Genomic DNA, 16,144 nt, shown 5'->3' with positions numbered 1-16,144 from the left:
TAAACTTATCGCCGTGAGGACCCCACTCGATTCGCCTTTCAGCCCGGGCTCCGACACCGTGCCCAAGGTGTGGGCTGGCCGCACCAGTCAGCTCAACGACTGGAGGGACGTCCTTCGCCCACGCCGTCTGGCGGGCATCCATGAGCGAGGCCGCACCATTCTCGGGGAGGCCGGCTCCGGCAAGTCCTCGCTCGTGCGAAGGATCGCACGCGAGGCCACCGAAGCCGGCGACTGGGCGACGCCGCAGCTTCGCATCCCCTCTGGCACGGATCCCATCAAGCGGGTCGCCTCCGCGCTCCTCGACCTGTCATCCACAGCCGGCCTTTCCTCTGCCCGGGAGAAACGCATCGGCGATCTCCTGCGCAGGGTCGAGACAGTCGCTGCCTCGGGCATCTCGCTCTCCGTGCGCGCGCAAGACGGACCCGAGCCCTACACCGCCCTCACCGAACTCCTCATCGAGATCGGGCGCGCGGCGATGCGGCGCCAGAACGTCATGGTCATGCTCCACATAGACGAGGTGCAGAACATCGCCGACGAGCATGCGCGCTCACAGCTGCTCATCGCCCTCGGCGACGCCTTGGCCTACGAAGAGACGGTCGCTCTCCCGGGTGGGCCGCAAGTCGACCTCGCCCTGCCCATAGCCGTATACCTGACGGGCCTGCCCGAGTTCGAGGGCATGGCCGGCGCACAGGCGGGCGCCGCTTTCGCGCGTCGATTCCAGACCGTCACTCTCGACGCCATCGACGACGCCGATCTCACGGCCGCACTTCAGACGTTCGTCACCGAAGGCTGGCCGGTCGCCACCGAAGCCGGCGGCGCCGAGCGGGTGTTCCTGGCGGCGGACGCTCAGCGGGCCATCGTCGAGAGGGCTCGCGGAGAGCCGTTCCTCTTCCAACTCGCCGGAGAACGCGCCTGGTACGCGGGAACGGACAACCTCATCACGGCCGAGCACGTCAAGGCCGGGTGGCGGAATGCCGCTCCCGAGGCCGAGGCACACGTGCAGCGCATCCTCGACCGGCTTCCGGCTCGCGAGCGCCAGTTCATCGAGGCCATGGCCGAGCTTGCGCCGGAAGAACGATCGCTGACGAACATCGCACGGAAAGCAGGCTGCGAGAAGGCTACAGACGCGGGGCCGACCGCGCAGCGCCTGGATCGCACCCGCAGGATCATCCACCGCGGCAGGCCCTATCGCTTCCAACACCGCGCCGTCGAGGCTCGCCTCACCTCGAACTGGCCCTGGTGAAGCGCGCATGCCGAGGGGATGCGCCAGCGCAATCCGGCCATCACTGACGGCTTACCCAGTCGAAAAGGGCAGTGGCCTCATCGTCGGCGAGAATGCTTTCACGCGCGCCGGCGACGAGGAGATGTACACACGTCTGGGCTCCGAGATCAAACAGATCCACGTCACCCCCGAGGCGACTCACTTCTCCATGTACGACCAGGAGCCCTACGTCAGTGAGAACACGGGGCGCCACACACAACAGTGAGGGTCGCCAACGCGGGAAGCAGCAGAAGGCGATTCACCGGTGACCAGCAGCACTCTCATCGCCGATGTCATCGGCAACCCGCTGCTAGAGGACTACGGCCGTTTTCTGTTCCCCATCGCCTTCAACCCACCCTGGCCCGGCGACACCTTGGCCGACGTGGCCGGCCTGCTCACCTGGTACTCCTTCGTCAACACGGACACCACGGTCGACGTCGTGGGCGACCTGCTCGGGCGGCGTGAGCGCGGCGAGGTCGTCTTCCACAGCATCTACACCGAGGCGGAGAAGGCCTCCGATCCCACGCTGAGGGACACCGGGATCTTCGTTTCCTCGGCTCAGGGGAGCACTGCGGGCGGGCGCCCGCGGGTGGCCGTGTGCAGCGCGGGCGGTGGTTTCGCCTACGTGGGCTCCATCCACGACTCGATGCCGCACGCCCTGTGGCTCTCCCGCCACGGCTACACGGCCTTCACACTGCAATACCGCCCGGATCTTCGCAGCGGTTGCGCGGACCTGGCCCGGGCCATCTCCTTCATCCACTCCCGCGCCGACGAGCTCGACGTGGACCCCGCCTGCTACTCGCTGTAGGGCGGCTCCGCGGGAGCGCGCCTGGCCGCAGCCCTCAGTTCCTACGGTCCCGCTCGATTCGGAGGTGGCGACGTGCCCGGTCCCGGCACCGTCGTCATGCAGTACACCGGGCACTCGGAGATCACCGGGACGGAACCTCCTAGCTACGCCTGCGTCGGCACGGCTGACGGGATCGTCTCCTGGCGCACCATGCAGGCGCGCACCGACGCCATCGCGGCCGCGAGGACGCCGTCGGAGTTCCACGCCTACGACGGTCTGCCCCACAGCTTCGGGCTCGGCATCGGCACCGCCGCCGAGGGCTGGATTGAAGACGCCGCCGCCTTCTGGCAGAAGCAGATCGACGCTGCCAGCCCAGCCACCGCCGATACCCCGCCGTGCGCGTGGGTGACCGACGGGGCCGTTGAGGCCGAGCTCGCTCAGCAGTGGGTGCGCCACCTGGCCTCCCGCTTCGGGGACACCGGCCTGTGGCCGATCGCGGTGACGGGGTACGACGACGGCTTCGGCGCGCTCCGCTCAGGGCCCCAGCGCCCCCAGCGGGAAGGTTACGGCGCCGTCGGAAAGCGGCATCGTGGGCCCGTCCGCGGTGACGACGGCGGTGAACGCCGGGGACGGCGTCCGCGCGGTGTCGACGTCGGCCACGAAGGCGGCGAGCGAGGCCTGCGCCGTCGGGATCTGGCGCCGGCCCAGCTTGACCTCGAAGGCGGCCCAACGGCCGTCGTCGAGTTCCACGATGACGTCCGCCTCCTTGCCGGCCTTATCGCGGTAGTGGTGGACGTGCCCGCCGAGAGCCTGGGCGAAGACCCTCAGGTGCTGCACCACCTGGGACTCGAACCACAGTCCGGCGGTCTCCAGGTCCTCCAGGAGCCGCTCGGCGGACGTGTCCGTCACCGCGGCGGCGAGCGCGGGGTCGACGAAGTGCAATTTCGAGGAGGTGCGCACCGCGTAGCGCGACCGCAGGTGGGGCGCCCAGGGAGGCTGCTCCTCGATGATGAACAGGCGTTTGAGGGCGTTCACGTAGGCGACGGCGGTCTGGGCGGTCAGGGACTGCCCAGACACGTCCTTGGCGATGGTGCTGAAAGACGCCTCCGTCCCCACGTGCCGGGCGAGGGAGCGCATGAGCGCACGCAGGCGCACGGGGTCCCTGCGCGGTTCGCCGTCCAGACGGCCGACGTCGATATTGATGACGTCCTCGACGTAGTCGCGCAAGTGGCGCTGCGCCTGGCGGGTCGTCAGGTCGTGGTCGCCCGGCCATCCGCCGTGCACCAGGTCGTCCAGGGCCTCGGGCACGTTGGTCCCCGAGTCGAGCACCGGTTCCGGAGCCCGGCCGTCGAACAGGCCCGCCAGGCTGACGCTGCCGTCGCCCCGGCCTCGTTCGAACAGGGTCATGGGCCGCATCCGGATCCGTGAGAGCCGGTGCGCGCCGGAGTGACGGGAGGCGTCCTCGGCCGGGACGGAGGAGCCGGTGAGGATGAACTGGCCCGGAAGACGGCGGGAGTCGATCTGCCTGCGCACGAGGTTCCACAGCGAGGGCTCGATCTGCCACTCATCTACGAGTCGCGGCACGCCGCCTCTCAGGAGGAGCGACGGATCGACCTCCAGGGCGGCGCGGATCTGCGGCAGCCCCGAGTCCAGTGCGACCTCGGAGGAGGCGTGCTGCCGCCCAGTCATGGTCTTGCCGCAAGCGCGGACGCCCTCGATGAGGATGCCGCCCGAGTAGCCGAGCGAGTCGTCGATGAGCCGGTCCACGACCCGCGGCAGATAACCCTTCTGCTCCATCTGCCTCTCCCCTCAGCATGGCCGCACGGCGCCGACCCGGCCCGCGGCACCTCCGCAGTCGTTCATCTGGCGCAGTTCCAGTCGTCCATCTGGCGTCATTGTAATCGTTCATCTGGCGTCGTTCCAGCCATTCATGTGGCGCCGTTCCAGTCGTTCATCTGGCGCCGGAGCCTCCGCTGCCTACCCGGCCCGCGCGGACCGGTAGTACGCCACCGCGACCTGGGTCCGGTTGCGCAGCCCCAGCTTGGCCAGGATCGAGCTGATGTGATTGCGCACCGTCCCCTCGCTCATGAAGAGCCGCCGCGCCACCCCGGCGTTGTCGAGGCCCTCCGCCACGGCCTCGACCACCTCGTACTCGCGCTCGGTCAGGGGCGCGAACACGACCCCGCGCGGCGCGCCCGACCACCCCAGACCCATGGCCGCGTTGCGAGAGAGCACCTCCCCTCCAGCACGCACACCCCGGCCATGACGCTGCGCAGCGCCGGGGCGTGGGTCCCCAGCGGCTGGCTGCCCGACGCCGTTGCCGCCGTCTCCCGCGTCACGCCCGGCTATTGGGCGGTGCGGGCGATCTCCGGGGCGGCCCGCCGCCGAGTTGACCGCCCCGGACTCCGGTCCCGGTCAGGCGAAGCGGGCGTCGAAGAAGCCGGTGAGCCGGTCCCACGGGATGGCGTTCTTGCCGCCGCCGTCGTACAGGTCGGTGTGGACGGCGCCGGGAATGGTCACGAACTCCTTGTTGTCGCCCGTGAGCCGGGCGAAGGCGTCCCTGCCCATGTAGTAGGAGTGGGCTGCCTCGCCGTGGACGATCATGACGGCGCCCTCGATCTCCTCGATGTAGCCCAGCAGGGTGGCGTTGGTCAGCGAGGACCCGCCGATGACGGTCCAGCCGGCGTTGGAGTTCAGGGACCGGGGGTGGTAGCCGCGCGGCTTCTTGTAGTAGTCGTAGTAGTCCTTGACGAGGGGGGCGCGTCCCCGGGCAGCGGGTCGACCACGCCGCCGGCCATGGCGTAGACGCCGGAGCGGTAGTCGGCGGTGCGCTGAGCGGCCACGGACGCCCGGGTCCGGTTGCGCTCCTGGACGGAGTCGGCGGAGTCGAAGTAGCCCTTGGCGGCCACGCGGCTCATGTCGTACATGGTGGAGGCGACCGTAGCCCTGATGCGCGGATCTGCGGCCGCGGCGGCCAGGGCCATGCCGCCCCAGCCGCAGATGCCGATGATGCCGATGCGCCCGGGGTCGACGTCGTCGCGCACGGACAGGAAGTCGACGGCGGCCTGGAAGTCCTCGATATTGATGTCCGGGGAGTTCATGTAGCGGGGCTCGCCGCCGGACTCGCCGGTGAAGCTGGGGTCGAAGGCGATGGTGAGGTAGCCGCGCTCCGCCATCGTCTGCGCGTACAGGCCGCTGCACTGCTCCTTGACGGCGCCGAAGGGGCCGGCCACGGCCAGGGCGGGCAGCTCGCCCTCCGCCCCCTTGGGCCTGTACAGGTCGGCGACCAGGGTGATGCCGAAGCGGGTGCGGAAGGCGACCTTCTCGCGGTCTACGGCGTCGGACCGCGGGAAGACCTTGTCCCACTCGGCGGTCGGTTCGGGAGTCTCATGAGTCATGTCAGTTGTCTCCTCGTTGTGCGTCCGGGCGCGGTTCACCGCGGTGAGACGTCCCGCCCGGCGGACGTCACCCGATCGGTCGTCGAGCCGGCCAGCGGAGCGTCCCCGGGCCGGGCCAGTGGGCCCACGAGCTCGTGGGCGCGGTAGGGCTCCTCGAGGAAGGCGATCTCCTCCTCGGTGAGCGTCAGGTTCAGGGCGCGCACGGCGTCGTCGACCCGACTGGGCCGCGAGCAGCCCACAATGGGGGCGGTCACGCCCCTGGCCCAGTGCCAGGCCAGGGCGACATCCGCCATCGCCACCCCGTGACGTCCGGCGAGCTCGGCGACGCGCTCGATGATGGGCATGTCGGTCTCGCGTTCGCGGTCGTACTTGCCGCGCATGGTGGCGTCGGTGGTGGCCCGCATGGAGTCGGAGTCCCATGTGGGTCGGGTCAGGTGCCCGGAGGCGAGCGGGCTGTAGCGCGTGAGCGACATGCCGTACTGGCGGCAGACGGGGATCGTCTCCCGCTCGTCCTCGCGGTAGAGCAGGTTGTAGTGGTTCTGCATAGAGGAGAACCTGGTCCAGCCGTGAGCGTCCGCGACCACCTGCATGGTGTGCAGCTGGTAGGCGTACATGGCGCTCGCCCCCAGGGCCCGCACCTTCCCGGCGCGCACGAGGGAGTCGAGGGCCTCCATGGTCTCCTCGATGGGGGTGGCGTAGTCGAAGCGGTGGATGATGTAGAGGTCGAGGTAGTCGGTGCCCAGCCGCTTCAGCGTGCCGTCGATCTCGCGCTCGATGGCCGCGCGCGACAGGTGCCCCTTGTTGAAGTAGACCTTGCTCGCCAGCACCACGTCCTCGCGCTTGATGCCGAGGTTCTTCAGCGAGGCCCCGATGAACTCCTCGCTTGTGCCGTGGGCGTAGACGTTGGCGGTGTCGATGAAGTTGACGCCCAGCTCCAGAGCGCGGGCGATGACCGCCTGGGTGGCCTCCTGGTCGATGACCCACTGGTGGAAGTCCGGGAAGACCTTCCCGAAGCTCATACCCCCGATGCACAGTCGAGGAATGGCAATGTCCGTGGCGCCGATGTCCTTTCAGGTTTCGGGCGGTTCCCGCGTCTGCACGCCGACGAATGGGCGACTGCCTCCGCGGGTCACAGCCAAGCCCGTCGTGTTGTGTTTATTAGTCATTGGCAACACTACCATGAGCCTCGCTAGGGAACTTGGCTCTTGTTTTCGAGTATGTTGCATGTTGATTAAGGCGTCACCCTGCTCCTCTCGACGATCAACACTCGCGGCCAGGCGGTCGGCGCCAATTCACTCCGGCATTCGGCGTGATCAGTCCCCGCTTCCCACCCGCAGCCGGTATTCCTCGGAGCCGTCGAGGATCGGCTTGGCCGCCTCGGGCACATAGACGCTCAGACCGCCGTCGCTCACGGGAAGCTCGGCCGTGCCGTCGTCGCCGACGGTGACCGGTTCGTGGCCGCCCAAGACGCAGACCCACCGCTCCCCCGCGTGGCGCGCTCCGACGTGGAGGCGCTTGGTTCCGGCTAGGCGGTCGGAGAGCACCACCGCGAGCCCGGAGCCGGGGTGGGCGGCGTCCCCCTCGCGTGCGAAGCCGACGACGTCGGGCGCGTCGAGGGCGTCGTGCTGCGGCCCGTGCGCCAGGGCGCGGCGCATGGTCATGAGCATCGGCAGTTCGGTGACGGCCGGCAGGTCGCCGGTTTCGGGAGTGCCGAACAGGTCGCCCCAGAAGACGCAGGGCGTTCCGGCGTCTCGCAGGAGGATGAGGGCGTAGGCCGAGGGCTTGAACCACGGCTGGATGGTGGAGGCCAGCGACTGGCCCGGCTGGGTGTCGTGGTTTTCGACGAAGGTGACAGCGCGTGCCGGATCGGCTTCGACGAGGGTGCCCTCGAAGAGGCGGGAGAGGTCCACGTCGCCGTTGGAGGTCGAGGCGGCGTGCAGGTGGAAGTGGAGGGGCACGTCAAACAGGCTCGTGGAGGGGACGGCCTGGAGGTATTCCTTCAGCTCGGCCACGTTCTGAGACCAGTATTCGCCGACGGCGGGGAGGGCCCGCCCGGTGGCGCGGCGCAGCTCGGGCAGCCAGCTGGCGAAGAAGTCCGCGCCGACGTGCTTGACGGCGTCCAGGCGCAGGCCGTCGACCCCGGTGGTCTCGACGTACCAGCGGCCCCACCGGTCGAGCTCGGCGCGCACCTTGGGGTCCGTGGCGTGGACGTCGGCGCCCATAAGATAGTCGTAGTTGCCGAGTTCGTCGTCGACGTTCTCGTTCCACTGTTTGCCCTCGAAGAGCCATACGCCGGCGAGCTGGCGGGCCTCGTCCCAGTCGATGCCGTGGAAGCAGGTCCAGTCCCAGGCGAAGTCCGAGTACGCCCCCGCCCGGCCCGGGAAGGTGAAGCGGGTCCAGGCGGTGATATCCTCGGGCTCGCCGATGGGGCGGCGCCGGTCCGCCGGGTCGACGGGGGTTGCGCGCACGGTCTCGGTGGCCTCGCCTCCCATCCGGTGGTTGAGAACGATATCGGCGACCACGGCGATGCCTGCGGCGTGCAGGGCCTCGATGGCGGCGAGGTATTCGTCCTTGGTGCCGTACTTGGTTGGCACGGTGCCCTTCTGGTCGAACTCGCCCAGGTCATAGGTGTCGTAGACGCCGTACCCGACGTCCTTGACCCCCGCCTGCCCCTTATAGGCGGGTGGGAGCCACATGGAGCTCACCCCGCAGGCGGCCAGGAAGGCGGCGTTTTCCGCCAGGAGCCGCCAGTGGCTGGAGTCCGCGTTCAGGTCCCAGGCGAAGGCCTGGAGCATGAGGGGGTTGGCGGCCTCGGGCGCCCGCTCGGCGCCCGTGCGATCGCGATTGTCCATGCCATCGGTCCTTTCAAAGTTCATCGATCGGTCCTTTCGAAACTCGCGCTGGCGATCCCATGCCGCCGATTGTCTCGAAGAATCCTTACAAACCGCTGGAGGACTCGGCAGGGGCGGTAAATCGGCATTGGCGAGGGGCCGCCCCACGGCTTCAGCCCATCGGCGACGGTGTGCGGGGTAAACCCGCCACAGGCGTGGAGCAGTCGGTGTAGCAAAATGCGGGCTTAAGACGGCATAGCGCTGGCTGTCGATGGCGGCTCGGCGTCGGGGGTTTCGCCGTTGCTCGAAAGGACCTTGTGCCATCGGCCTGCGATGGAGAATCGAGAAAAGCGTTCGGAACACCAACCGATTCCCTCAGGGCCCCGCGTTCCCTCAGGGCCCCGCGGCGCTGGCCTTCCTATGTGAGGAGCAGCGCGGCGGCGACCACAGCGTAGAGGGAGCCCAGAAGGATGTGGAGCGGCAGGTTCCATCGGAGATATGTGGCGATCTGGCGCTCGTCGTCGATAGGATGCCCCGAATTGACCTGCTCCTCGAGCTTCGCAAACCCGGTGGGTATGTGGGCGAGGGCTAAGTAGAGGGGAAAGAAGACGACGGCGAGCACCTGCGGCAGCAGGGCATGCCGGCCGTGGTTGGCGATCAGGGAGAGCACCGCCACAAGCAACGGCCCCACCGGAAGGAAGGCGAAGTAGGTCCTCCTGACTTTCAGCTTCCGCCTGAACGGCGCGTACTGCTCAGTGAAGAACTCCCAGTTTCGCCGGCGGATAGTCCATTGCAGGAAGGATCCGAAGACGACGACGTAGGAGAAGGCGAAACCGGCCGCAATGGCCTGCGAAAGGACGTTGACCGTCCAGAAAACCTGCGCTATCGAACTCACCATCTTGTCTAGTAGGCTGCCCATCTAGCTAGGCAGGCTGCGGTTTCAGCACGTCGTTCAGCGGATTGTCGCCGCGCCGTCCGCTGTCGCGAGGCTATGGCGCGACGACGGCGAAGTCAACGGTGCACCGGAATCGAACGCCATCGGCGCTTCCATGGGCGCTTCGTCGATCAGAATCGGCGGAGGGCCCCGCCCCTCCCCAAAACTGCAAAACCCCCACTTCGAGCCCTGTAAATCCCCCTTTTCAGATCCTGCAAATCCCTCATTTCAAGCCCTGCAAATCCCCCAACAAGGCCTCTGCGCGCCCCGGAATGCGTCTAGACTGGCCCCGTGGACACCAGCGAGATCACGGGCGTCAGCTATCTTCCGCGCGCCGTAGACCCTCTCATGGTTCGCGTGCTCGAGTCGACCGGCGCAGCCATTCTGGAAGGCCCTCGTGGTTGCGGCAAGACCATGACGGGTCTCGCGCACGCATCGTCCTACACGCTGCTCGACACGCCGGAGGCGCAAATGGCCGCCGAGGTCGATCCGCGTCTGCTGCTGGCCGGGGCGAGCCCTCGCCTCCTCGACGAGTGGCAGATCGTCCCCCAAATCTGGAACCTGGCACGCAGGGAGGTCGACTTTTCTCCAGAGCCCGGACGTTTCATCCTCACCGGCTCGGCCGTGCCGACCGCCGATCCCATCCGGCACACCGGCGCGGCGCGGTTCATCCGAGTCCGTCAGCGCACCATGACCTGGGCGGAGAAAGGCGGCTGTCTCAACGCCGACGGGGTCTCACTGAGAGCGCTGTTCGACGGCGCCATACCGCACCCCTCGATGTCCGCGGCTCCACTTGAGCAGATCGTCCACGGCATTCTGCATCCCGGCTTCCCCGGCCTGCTGAGCGCCCCATCGGACATCGCCGCCCGCAGCATGGAGAGCTATATCAAGGACATCGCGACCACCGATCTCAACCGGCTCGCGAGCCTGCGCTCCGAACCGGCAGTCGTCGAGCAGCTCATCGCCTCGCTGGCCCGTTCCACCGCGAGCGAGGTTTCCCAGGCGACGCTGCGCAAGGACATGTCGCGGACGCTCCCTGCGCCTTCGGAGGGCACAACCGCTAAGCTCCTCGAGCTGTTGGAGCGCGTCTTCCTCCTTGAGACGATCCAGCCCTGGGCCGTTTCCCTGCGGTCCAAGGCTCGCTTGCGCCGTTCGTCCAAATACCATTTGGCGGATCCCGCGCTGGCCGCCGCGGCGCTGCACGCCGACGCCAACCGTCTAAGCACGGACCTGGCGACGCTCGGTTTCCTGTTCGAGTCCGCCGTTGTCCACGACCTGCTCGTCTACGCGGAGGCCCTGGGCGGGCATGTGTACCACTACCGCGACTCCAACGGGCATGAGATCGATGCGGTTCTGACGATGCCCAACGGAAACTGGGCGGCGATCGAGGTCAAGCTCGGCGGCGCGCAGGCGCAGCGAGGCGCCGGGAGCCTGACCTCCGCCGTCGCCCAGATCGACACCGCACCACCAACCTTCAAAGCGGTGATCACAGGAACCGGCTTCACGGCAACCCTGCCCGACGGCACGATCACCTTCCCGCTGCACGCGCTCCGGCCATGAATGCAACCGCATCGTCTAACTTTCCGTAAAAAGTATTATGCTCACTTAAATCTATCAAATTTCCTTAATCGACAAATTAATCTTAAACTTGATTCAGTAGTCATCTTGATTGAGACGAATTCGTAAAACTGTTCGATTTTGAGGATTAGATAGGCACAATTTTAGACAAAATGTGTTATATACAACTATAATGAAGTCTTCCGATTTATAGACAAATATCTAGATTTTTAACAATCTAAATTTCCGTAAATGGATTATTTGTAAGTTAACGACATTAGATTAAATTAACATTAATATTTCTCCATAGTAAGGAAAGAATTCGTTGTTTCCAAGGAAGAAATGTTAGAAAACCCGTAACACCAATGCGAGTACTTTTCTATCGGACAGCTATCTAACTACCGAGGCACTTTCTAGGTCGACGACACTATCCGTTCCATATTAACCATTAACGCTCGCCATTCGCTGCATGTTCGTCTCTATCAAATCCCTACCCTGAGCACACATACGAAGGACTTCGACAAACACGGAACCCCACACACTCTTGCACTAGCTTGAAGGAAGACCAAGTTTGTCGAAAAAGGCACGATTTCGCTCTACAGCAGCGTTTAGCAGCCTGTCGAAACTAATGACCTCAATATAGGCTTTGTGTGGTTCAATGAAACCAAAATAACCCATTCCGTCATGTGTCATGGTTAAATTGGACAGTTTACACCGGTTGACCATTGTCGGCGTGAGGTCAGCGATGACGTAGCAGAAAGCTGGGGACTCATCCGTCCTCGGAATAGGTCTTCCCCTGGCGGTTTTCGCGTTTCCCGCCCGCACCCGCCCGACGTAGTTCAAGCATTGCTCAATGGGGTTCTTATCCTCAGTCGCGTCATCGCGCATCGGCCGCTTGAGTTCCACTACAACGATCGATTGCAACGGTAACTTCTTGCCCTCCGCAGTGAGCACAGGGGAATCCGGCTCAATAACGCGTGTAGCGAGAACGTCAGGCCTGTTCAGGGAGTCGTCGTCGACAATGTCGATCTTCCTGAAAGGCTTGTCCGAGGCGAGGTAATCATGGAACACAAGCCGCTCGTCCAGGATCCAGAGGTTTGAGGCGTCACGGTCGACCTCGTTCGAATCCTTTCGCATTGGGAAAAGCAGCTTGTGAATATCCTCCTCGCGAGCATAGTTACTGTCGCCGTCAGACTGAATCAGTTTATCGAGAATGTCGAGCGTCATCCGCCGCCGGAAGACGTAGTTCGCCAAGTCCGACTGATTGAACTCTGTGACCGTCTCCAAGTACTTGGTGAGACGCTCGTCGTACCCCTCGAGCCTCTCCCCGGTAGACTCCGCAAAGATAGCCTGGCCTTCGGCTAGCATTTCGGCTTCAATCTTCTGACTGTAGCGATGAAGCTCGAGTTCCAGATCCTGATCCTTGATCGAGGGGTCTATGGTGATACCGCACGACTCGATCTTATTTATTAGCGGGCGATACTTCGGGGCCTTGGCGCTGACGAATTGCTGAATCCGTTCGCGGCCTGCCTGTTGAGCGGACGCGAGCGGCCCGGCGAGGCTCCGGGAGATCTCCGCGAACACTCCCTGTCTAATGTCGTCTAGCGACGGCTCATCAATCAGAGCTTCCCCAGGAACCCGCTCAGGAAGATCGAACTCTGTACGGTCGGAACGAACGTGATCGTCGAGAAACTGAGAAGACAAATAGCAAACATACCTGAATTCAGTCGAATCTTCATCCTTCAGTCGCCCATACAGCCCTGGTATCTTACCGGAAATGCTCTCATCCTTGACAACACGGTTCGCAGCGCACCAGTGCAAGCGGGGACTCAAGTTGCGCGCCGATGACTTTAGCCTAAGACCAAGCAGATCGAACTGCTTCCCTTTGATGTCCAGTGTCGCTCGCGTCGTCTTCGAGTAGCCCGAGTCGTCAAGCAGGCCCCTGAGAGAAATCGAGTCGTCGTCATCCGAGACGATCACGTCCGGCGCGCCGCCAGGACGAAGAAAATACCAGATGCAGTGTTCGAAGACTTCGCGTGCGATTGCCTCCACAGTTTTCGCAGCGCTCTGTTGATAATACTCCTTAAACCCGATCAATCTCACAATCGAACCAGTATCGGAGACGTTCTCGGGAGCCGCATCCTGCTCGACCTCGCGCATCACCGAGAAACTGAACTTACGCCCTTGGAGCGACCCATCGTCATTGCGATACGCGCTCGTGACCTCGACACGGTCGAAAGCTTTGAGCCATAGGAGCCTTCCAACCCCGCGGCATCCAAGCTTAGACTTAAAGTCGCTATCGAGCGTTTCAAAAGAAGACATATTTTCAGGAGTGAAACCCACACCATTGTCTTGGATAGCAAAACCAATGATTGGTCTCAGTGGAGAGCGTCCCCTACCCACCTCCAAGATAGCCAACTCTTCCTGAAGCGATCTATTTATCAAGATTTTCAGAGAACCGCGACCTACATCATCACCGTAGAGAGCATCGATCGCCTGAATACCATTGACGACCGCCTCTAGGAGAGGTAGCAGAGCATGAGTCTTGGGCAACGACGTATTCTGCACACGACCAGCCAGTGATGTTCTCAGCACCGTTTTCCTCCTAAATTGCACTGCCTCAAAAATGGCAAGCTGCTGCCATCTGGGTGTGTATGGAAATGATTACCCTACCTCTTACCGCCGGACGTAAGCCCTGTCCGGAACTCCACGACGTCGCCGTCAGCCATGACGTAGTCCTTGCCCTCCATGCGGACACGGCCGTGAGCGCGGGCCTCGGCGATGCTGCCGTACTCGACCAGGTCGTCGTAGCTGACGATCTCGGCTTTGATGAAGCCGCGCTCGAAGTCGGTGTGGATGACGCCGGCGGCCTGAGGCGCGGTCCAGCCCTTGTGGATCGTCCAGGCGCGCGCCTCCTTCTCCCCCGCCGTCAGATAGGTCTGCAGGCCGAGGGTGTCGAAGCCGACCCGCGCCAACTTGTCGAGCCCGGCCTCGTCCTGCCCGGAGGCCTCCAGCATCTCGCGGGCCTCATCGGGCTCCAGTTCTGCGAGCTCGGCCTCGAACTTCGCGTCGAGGAAAATCGCCTCGGCCGGAGCCACGAAATTGCGCAGCTCGGCCTGCATGGCCTCGTCGGCCAGGCCGGCGTCGTCGGTGTTGAAGACGTAGATGAAGGGCTTGGTGGTCATCAGGCCGAAGCTCTTGAGGACCGCCGGGTCGAGGTCCGCCCCGCCCGAGGAGAGCACCCTGCCCTTCTCCAAGAGGGTCAGCGCGGCCTGCGCGGTCTCCAGAACGTCCTTGGGCGTCTTCTTTCCCGTCACCTCCTTGACCAGACGCGGAACCTGCTTCTCCAACGTCTGCATGTCCGCCAGAATGAGCTCGGTCGTGACGGTTTCGATGTCCCCCTTCGGATCGACGCGGCCCTCGACGTGCACGATATCCGGGTCGGAGAACGCGCGGGTGACCACGCAGATCGCGTCCGCCTCGCGAATGTTGGCCAGGAACTGGTTGCCCAGGCCCTCCCCTTGGGAGGCGCCGCGCACTATTCCCGCGATGTCCACGAAGCTCACGGTTGCGGGGACGACCTTGCGTGAGTTGAACAACCGTGCCAGCACGTCCAGGCGCGGATCGGGCAAGGGAACGACACCCACATTCGGCTCGATCGTGGCGAACGGATAGTTTTCGGCCAGCACAGTGGCGCGCGTCAAAGCGTTGAACAGAGTCGACTTGCCGACGTTGGGCAGGCCTGCGATTCCGATAGTGAGTGACACACTGCCATTCTAGCGACCCGGGGACGGGGGAACGTTACCCCTCGATTCTGTTGGAAATCTAGCACGCACCGCCCCGATAATAACGGCGGACATCCAGACCGACAGGAAGGCGCCATGGGATTCTTCTCCCGTTCCCGCACGCACACAGACCCCTCGACAGCACGCACACCCAGGGAACTCGGCGAAGCCGGAGGATACCTGGCCGACCACGGGTACCATCCGCAGGCCATCCAGGCGTGGTCCCGTGCACTCCACATGCTTCCGGCGGACGACGAGACGGCGTGGTGGTACTTTTCGTGCATCGCCGACAGCGCCGGGGAACTCGGCGACTGGGTCACGGAGGAGAACTGCGCGCAGCATGCGATCGCCCTGGGCGCCACCGACAATCCGCTCGTCTGGTACCGGCTGGGCCAGGCCCGTTTCGAGACGGGCCGCCACGCCGAGGCCGTGGACCCGTTCATGAGCGCCTATATGATCAACGGCACGGATGTCTTCGAAGGCGGTGAGAAGTATCTGACGTTCCTCGGCGCGCACATGCCCCTGGGATCCGAGGCGCTCCTTCACCAGGCGTAGGCGGGCAGCGAGGCGACCAACCAGACATCACATCCTTCGCCAGGCGTAGCGGGCAGACCTCGGCCAGTGCAGAGGTCCGCTAATGGTTCGTGGCCTTCACATGTCCGCGATGGCCTCCGGGGACTCCGGCAGGATTTGGCCGCCGTCCACCACGATCGCCTGGCCCGTGATGTAGCGGGCGCCGTCGGAGGCGAGGAAGGCGACGGCCTCGCCGATGTCGCGTGGCTCGCCGAGGTATCCGAGCGGAACCGCGGCGGCCATCCGCTGCATGTACTCCTCTCCCAGCGCGGTGAGCCCCGGTGTGACCACGTTGCCCGGCATGACGGCGTTGATCGTGATGCCGTCCTTGGCCAGCTCCATCGCCGCCGATCGCACGAAGCCCATCTGCGCGGCCTTAGTCGCCCCGTAGTGCGACCAGCCGGGGTATCCCGTGACGTTGCCCGTGATCGAGGAAGTCACCACCACGCGTCCGCGCCCGGACTCCCTCAAGGCCGGCGTCGCCGCTTGGACCATGTGGATCGTGCCCGTGACGTTGACGCCGAAGATCGCGGCGATGTCCTCGTCGGCCATGTCCGAGATGCGAGTCTGGGGGTAGACGCCGGCGTTGGAGGCGAGCACGGACAGCCCGCCCAGGTCGCTCACGGCGCGTGCGACGGCTTCGTTGCAGGCCTGCCGGTCCCGCACGTCCAGGCGATAGGCGGGGAAGCCGGCCGCGCGGGCGTCCTCGCATCTAGCCTCGGTCGCCCCGGTGACGGCGACTGCCGCTCCGCGCATTCGCAGGACCTCGGCGATGCCCCGCCCGATTCCGCTCGTGCCGCCCGTCACCAGGGCCGTGCGGCCTTCCAGTAATTCGCTCATGCTTCCTCCTCGTCGAGTCGCTGATCCGAGTCTAGCCAGTGCGCCCTGACCAGTGTGTCTCTGTGAGCCCGAATCGGGGATCTGAGCCGGCGTCTGGGAGGGCGCGCCTGGCCGTGCTGGACAGGTACGCCTGGGCCGACGCATCTCGGCGATGCGTCTCAACCGGTGCAGCCTGAGT

General features: G+C 64.9%; 14 protein-coding genes and 1 pseudogene. 5 read left to right on the top strand and 10 right to left on the bottom strand.

From position 1 onward, the window contains the following. Positions 1–13: 13 nt before the first annotated feature. The 3 genes from HMPREF0043_RS06690 (at position 14) to HMPREF0043_RS10245 (ending at position 2,069) form a co-directional block, all read left to right on the top strand. Positions 14–1,243 (top strand): ATP-binding protein, encoded by a 1,230-nt coding sequence (locus tag HMPREF0043_RS06690; protein WP_021602223.1) that lies wholly within the window; start codon positions 14–16, stop codon positions 1,241–1,243. Positions 1,244–1,364: 121 nt separating this feature from the next. Then, positions 1,365–1,487 (top strand): hypothetical protein, encoded by a 123-nt coding sequence (locus HMPREF0043_RS11875; protein ID WP_269528605.1) that lies wholly within the window; start codon positions 1,365–1,367, stop codon positions 1,485–1,487. 39 nt (positions 1,488–1,526) lie between these two features. Beyond that, entirely contained in the window at positions 1,527–2,069 is a 543-nt protein-coding gene (locus tag HMPREF0043_RS10245) for a hypothetical protein (RefSeq protein ID WP_021602221.1), read from the top strand. Between the two features lie 513 nt (positions 2,070–2,582). On the opposite strand, the gene HMPREF0043_RS06675 is transcribed toward HMPREF0043_RS10245, so the two are convergent. The 7 genes and pseudogenes from HMPREF0043_RS06675 to HMPREF0043_RS06650 all read right to left on the bottom strand — a co-directional run bounded on the left by HMPREF0043_RS06675 (position 2,583) and on the right by HMPREF0043_RS06650 (position 9,196). Next, entirely contained in the window at positions 2,583–3,845 is a 1,263-nt protein-coding gene (locus HMPREF0043_RS06675) for an ATP-binding protein (RefSeq protein ID WP_021602220.1), read from the bottom strand. A gap of 180 nt (positions 3,846–4,025) precedes the next feature. Then, positions 4,026–4,351 (bottom strand): annotated as a pseudogene (locus HMPREF0043_RS06670) (helix-turn-helix domain-containing protein); the annotation flags it as partial. Positions 4,352–4,463: 112 nt separating this feature from the next. Then, a complete protein-coding gene (locus tag HMPREF0043_RS11735) occupies positions 4,464–4,652 on the bottom strand; it encodes an alpha/beta hydrolase (protein WP_021602218.1) in 189 nt (62 codons plus the stop codon). An 89-nt stretch (positions 4,653–4,741) separates the two neighbouring features. Then, positions 4,742–5,446 carry an alpha/beta hydrolase gene (locus HMPREF0043_RS06665; RefSeq protein WP_232206065.1) on the bottom strand — a complete coding sequence of 235 codons (705 nt, stop codon included), beginning with the start codon at positions 5,444–5,446 and terminating at the stop codon, positions 4,742–4,744. 35 nt (positions 5,447–5,481) lie between these two features. Beyond that, the gene (locus HMPREF0043_RS06660; RefSeq protein ID WP_269528633.1) at positions 5,482–6,480 is read right to left on the bottom strand and encodes an aldo/keto reductase; all 999 of its coding nucleotides are present in this window, start codon (positions 6,478–6,480) and stop codon (positions 5,482–5,484) included. A gap of 279 nt (positions 6,481–6,759) precedes the next feature. Next, on the bottom strand, positions 6,760–8,298 hold the full coding sequence (locus HMPREF0043_RS06655; protein WP_040318035.1) for an alpha-amylase: 1,539 nt from the start codon (positions 8,296–8,298) through the stop codon (positions 6,760–6,762). A gap of 397 nt (positions 8,299–8,695) precedes the next feature. Next, on the bottom strand, positions 8,696–9,196 hold the full coding sequence (locus HMPREF0043_RS06650) for a hypothetical protein (RefSeq protein ID WP_021602214.1): 501 nt from the start codon (positions 9,194–9,196) through the stop codon (positions 8,696–8,698). Positions 9,197–9,502: 306 nt separating this feature from the next. Between HMPREF0043_RS06650 and HMPREF0043_RS06645 the strand changes: the two genes are divergently transcribed. Then, positions 9,503–10,771, top strand: a complete 1,269-nt coding sequence (locus HMPREF0043_RS06645; RefSeq protein WP_021602212.1) for an ATP-binding protein — start codon at positions 9,503–9,505, stop codon at positions 10,769–10,771. Positions 10,772–11,317: 546 nt separating this feature from the next. On the opposite strand, the gene HMPREF0043_RS06640 is transcribed toward HMPREF0043_RS06645, so the two are convergent. Both HMPREF0043_RS06640 and ychF read right to left on the bottom strand, forming a co-directional pair. Further along, complete coding sequence (locus HMPREF0043_RS06640) at positions 11,318–13,321, bottom strand: hypothetical protein (protein WP_198010297.1); 2,004 nt, start codon at positions 13,319–13,321, stop codon at positions 11,318–11,320. A gap of 116 nt (positions 13,322–13,437) precedes the next feature. Then, positions 13,438–14,535, bottom strand: a complete 1,098-nt coding sequence (gene ychF / locus HMPREF0043_RS06635; RefSeq protein WP_021602208.1) for a redox-regulated ATPase YchF — start codon at positions 14,533–14,535, stop codon at positions 13,438–13,440. 114 nt (positions 14,536–14,649) lie between these two features. Here ychF and HMPREF0043_RS06630 point away from each other — a divergent pair, with 114 nt between their 5' ends. Further along, entirely contained in the window at positions 14,650–15,108 is a 459-nt protein-coding gene (locus HMPREF0043_RS06630) for a tetratricopeptide repeat protein (RefSeq protein ID WP_040318033.1), read from the top strand. A 96-nt stretch (positions 15,109–15,204) separates the two neighbouring features. Here the strand turns inward: HMPREF0043_RS06630 and fabG are convergent, their stop codons facing one another. Further along, the gene (gene fabG / locus HMPREF0043_RS06625) at positions 15,205–15,966 is read right to left on the bottom strand and encodes a 3-oxoacyl-ACP reductase FabG (RefSeq protein ID WP_021602206.1); all 762 of its coding nucleotides are present in this window, start codon (positions 15,964–15,966) and stop codon (positions 15,205–15,207) included. Between the last annotated feature and the right edge of the window lie 178 nt (positions 15,967–16,144).

It is taken from the genome of Actinobaculum sp. oral taxon 183 str. F0552 (genome assembly GCF_000466165.1).
Lineage (GTDB): Bacteria > Actinomycetota > Actinomycetes > Actinomycetales > Actinomycetaceae > Peptidiphaga.
The sequence above is the reverse complement of the archived record's forward strand: the minus strand, read 5'-3'. Positions and strand labels throughout refer to the sequence as shown.

What these genes read in the sequence shown, in the direction of transcription:
- HMPREF0043_RS06650 (WP_021602214.1), bottom strand. Translation starts at nt 9,196, where the DNA reads ATGGGCAGCCTACTAGACAAGATGGTGAGTTCGATAGCGCAGGTTTTC.
- HMPREF0043_RS11735 (WP_021602218.1), bottom strand. Translation starts at nt 4,652, where the DNA reads ATGATCGTCCACGGCGAGGCAGCCCACTCCTACTACATGGGCAGGGAC.
- HMPREF0043_RS06655 (WP_040318035.1), bottom strand. Translation starts at nt 8,298, where the DNA reads ATGGACAATCGCGATCGCACGGGCGCCGAGCGGGCGCCCGAGGCCGCC.
- HMPREF0043_RS06630 (WP_040318033.1), top strand. Translation starts at nt 14,650, where the DNA reads ATGGGATTCTTCTCCCGTTCCCGCACGCACACAGACCCCTCGACAGCA.
- HMPREF0043_RS06665 (WP_232206065.1), bottom strand. Translation starts at nt 5,446, where the DNA reads ATGACTCATGAGACTCCCGAACCGACCGCCGAGTGGGACAAGGTCTTC.
- fabG (WP_021602206.1), bottom strand. Translation starts at nt 15,966, where the DNA reads ATGAGCGAATTACTGGAAGGCCGCACGGCCCTGGTGACGGGCGGCACG.
- HMPREF0043_RS06675 (WP_021602220.1), bottom strand. Translation starts at nt 3,845, where the DNA reads ATGGAGCAGAAGGGTTATCTGCCGCGGGTCGTGGACCGGCTCATCGAC.
- HMPREF0043_RS11875 (WP_269528605.1), top strand. Translation starts at nt 1,365, where the DNA reads ATGTACACACGTCTGGGCTCCGAGATCAAACAGATCCACGTCACCCCC.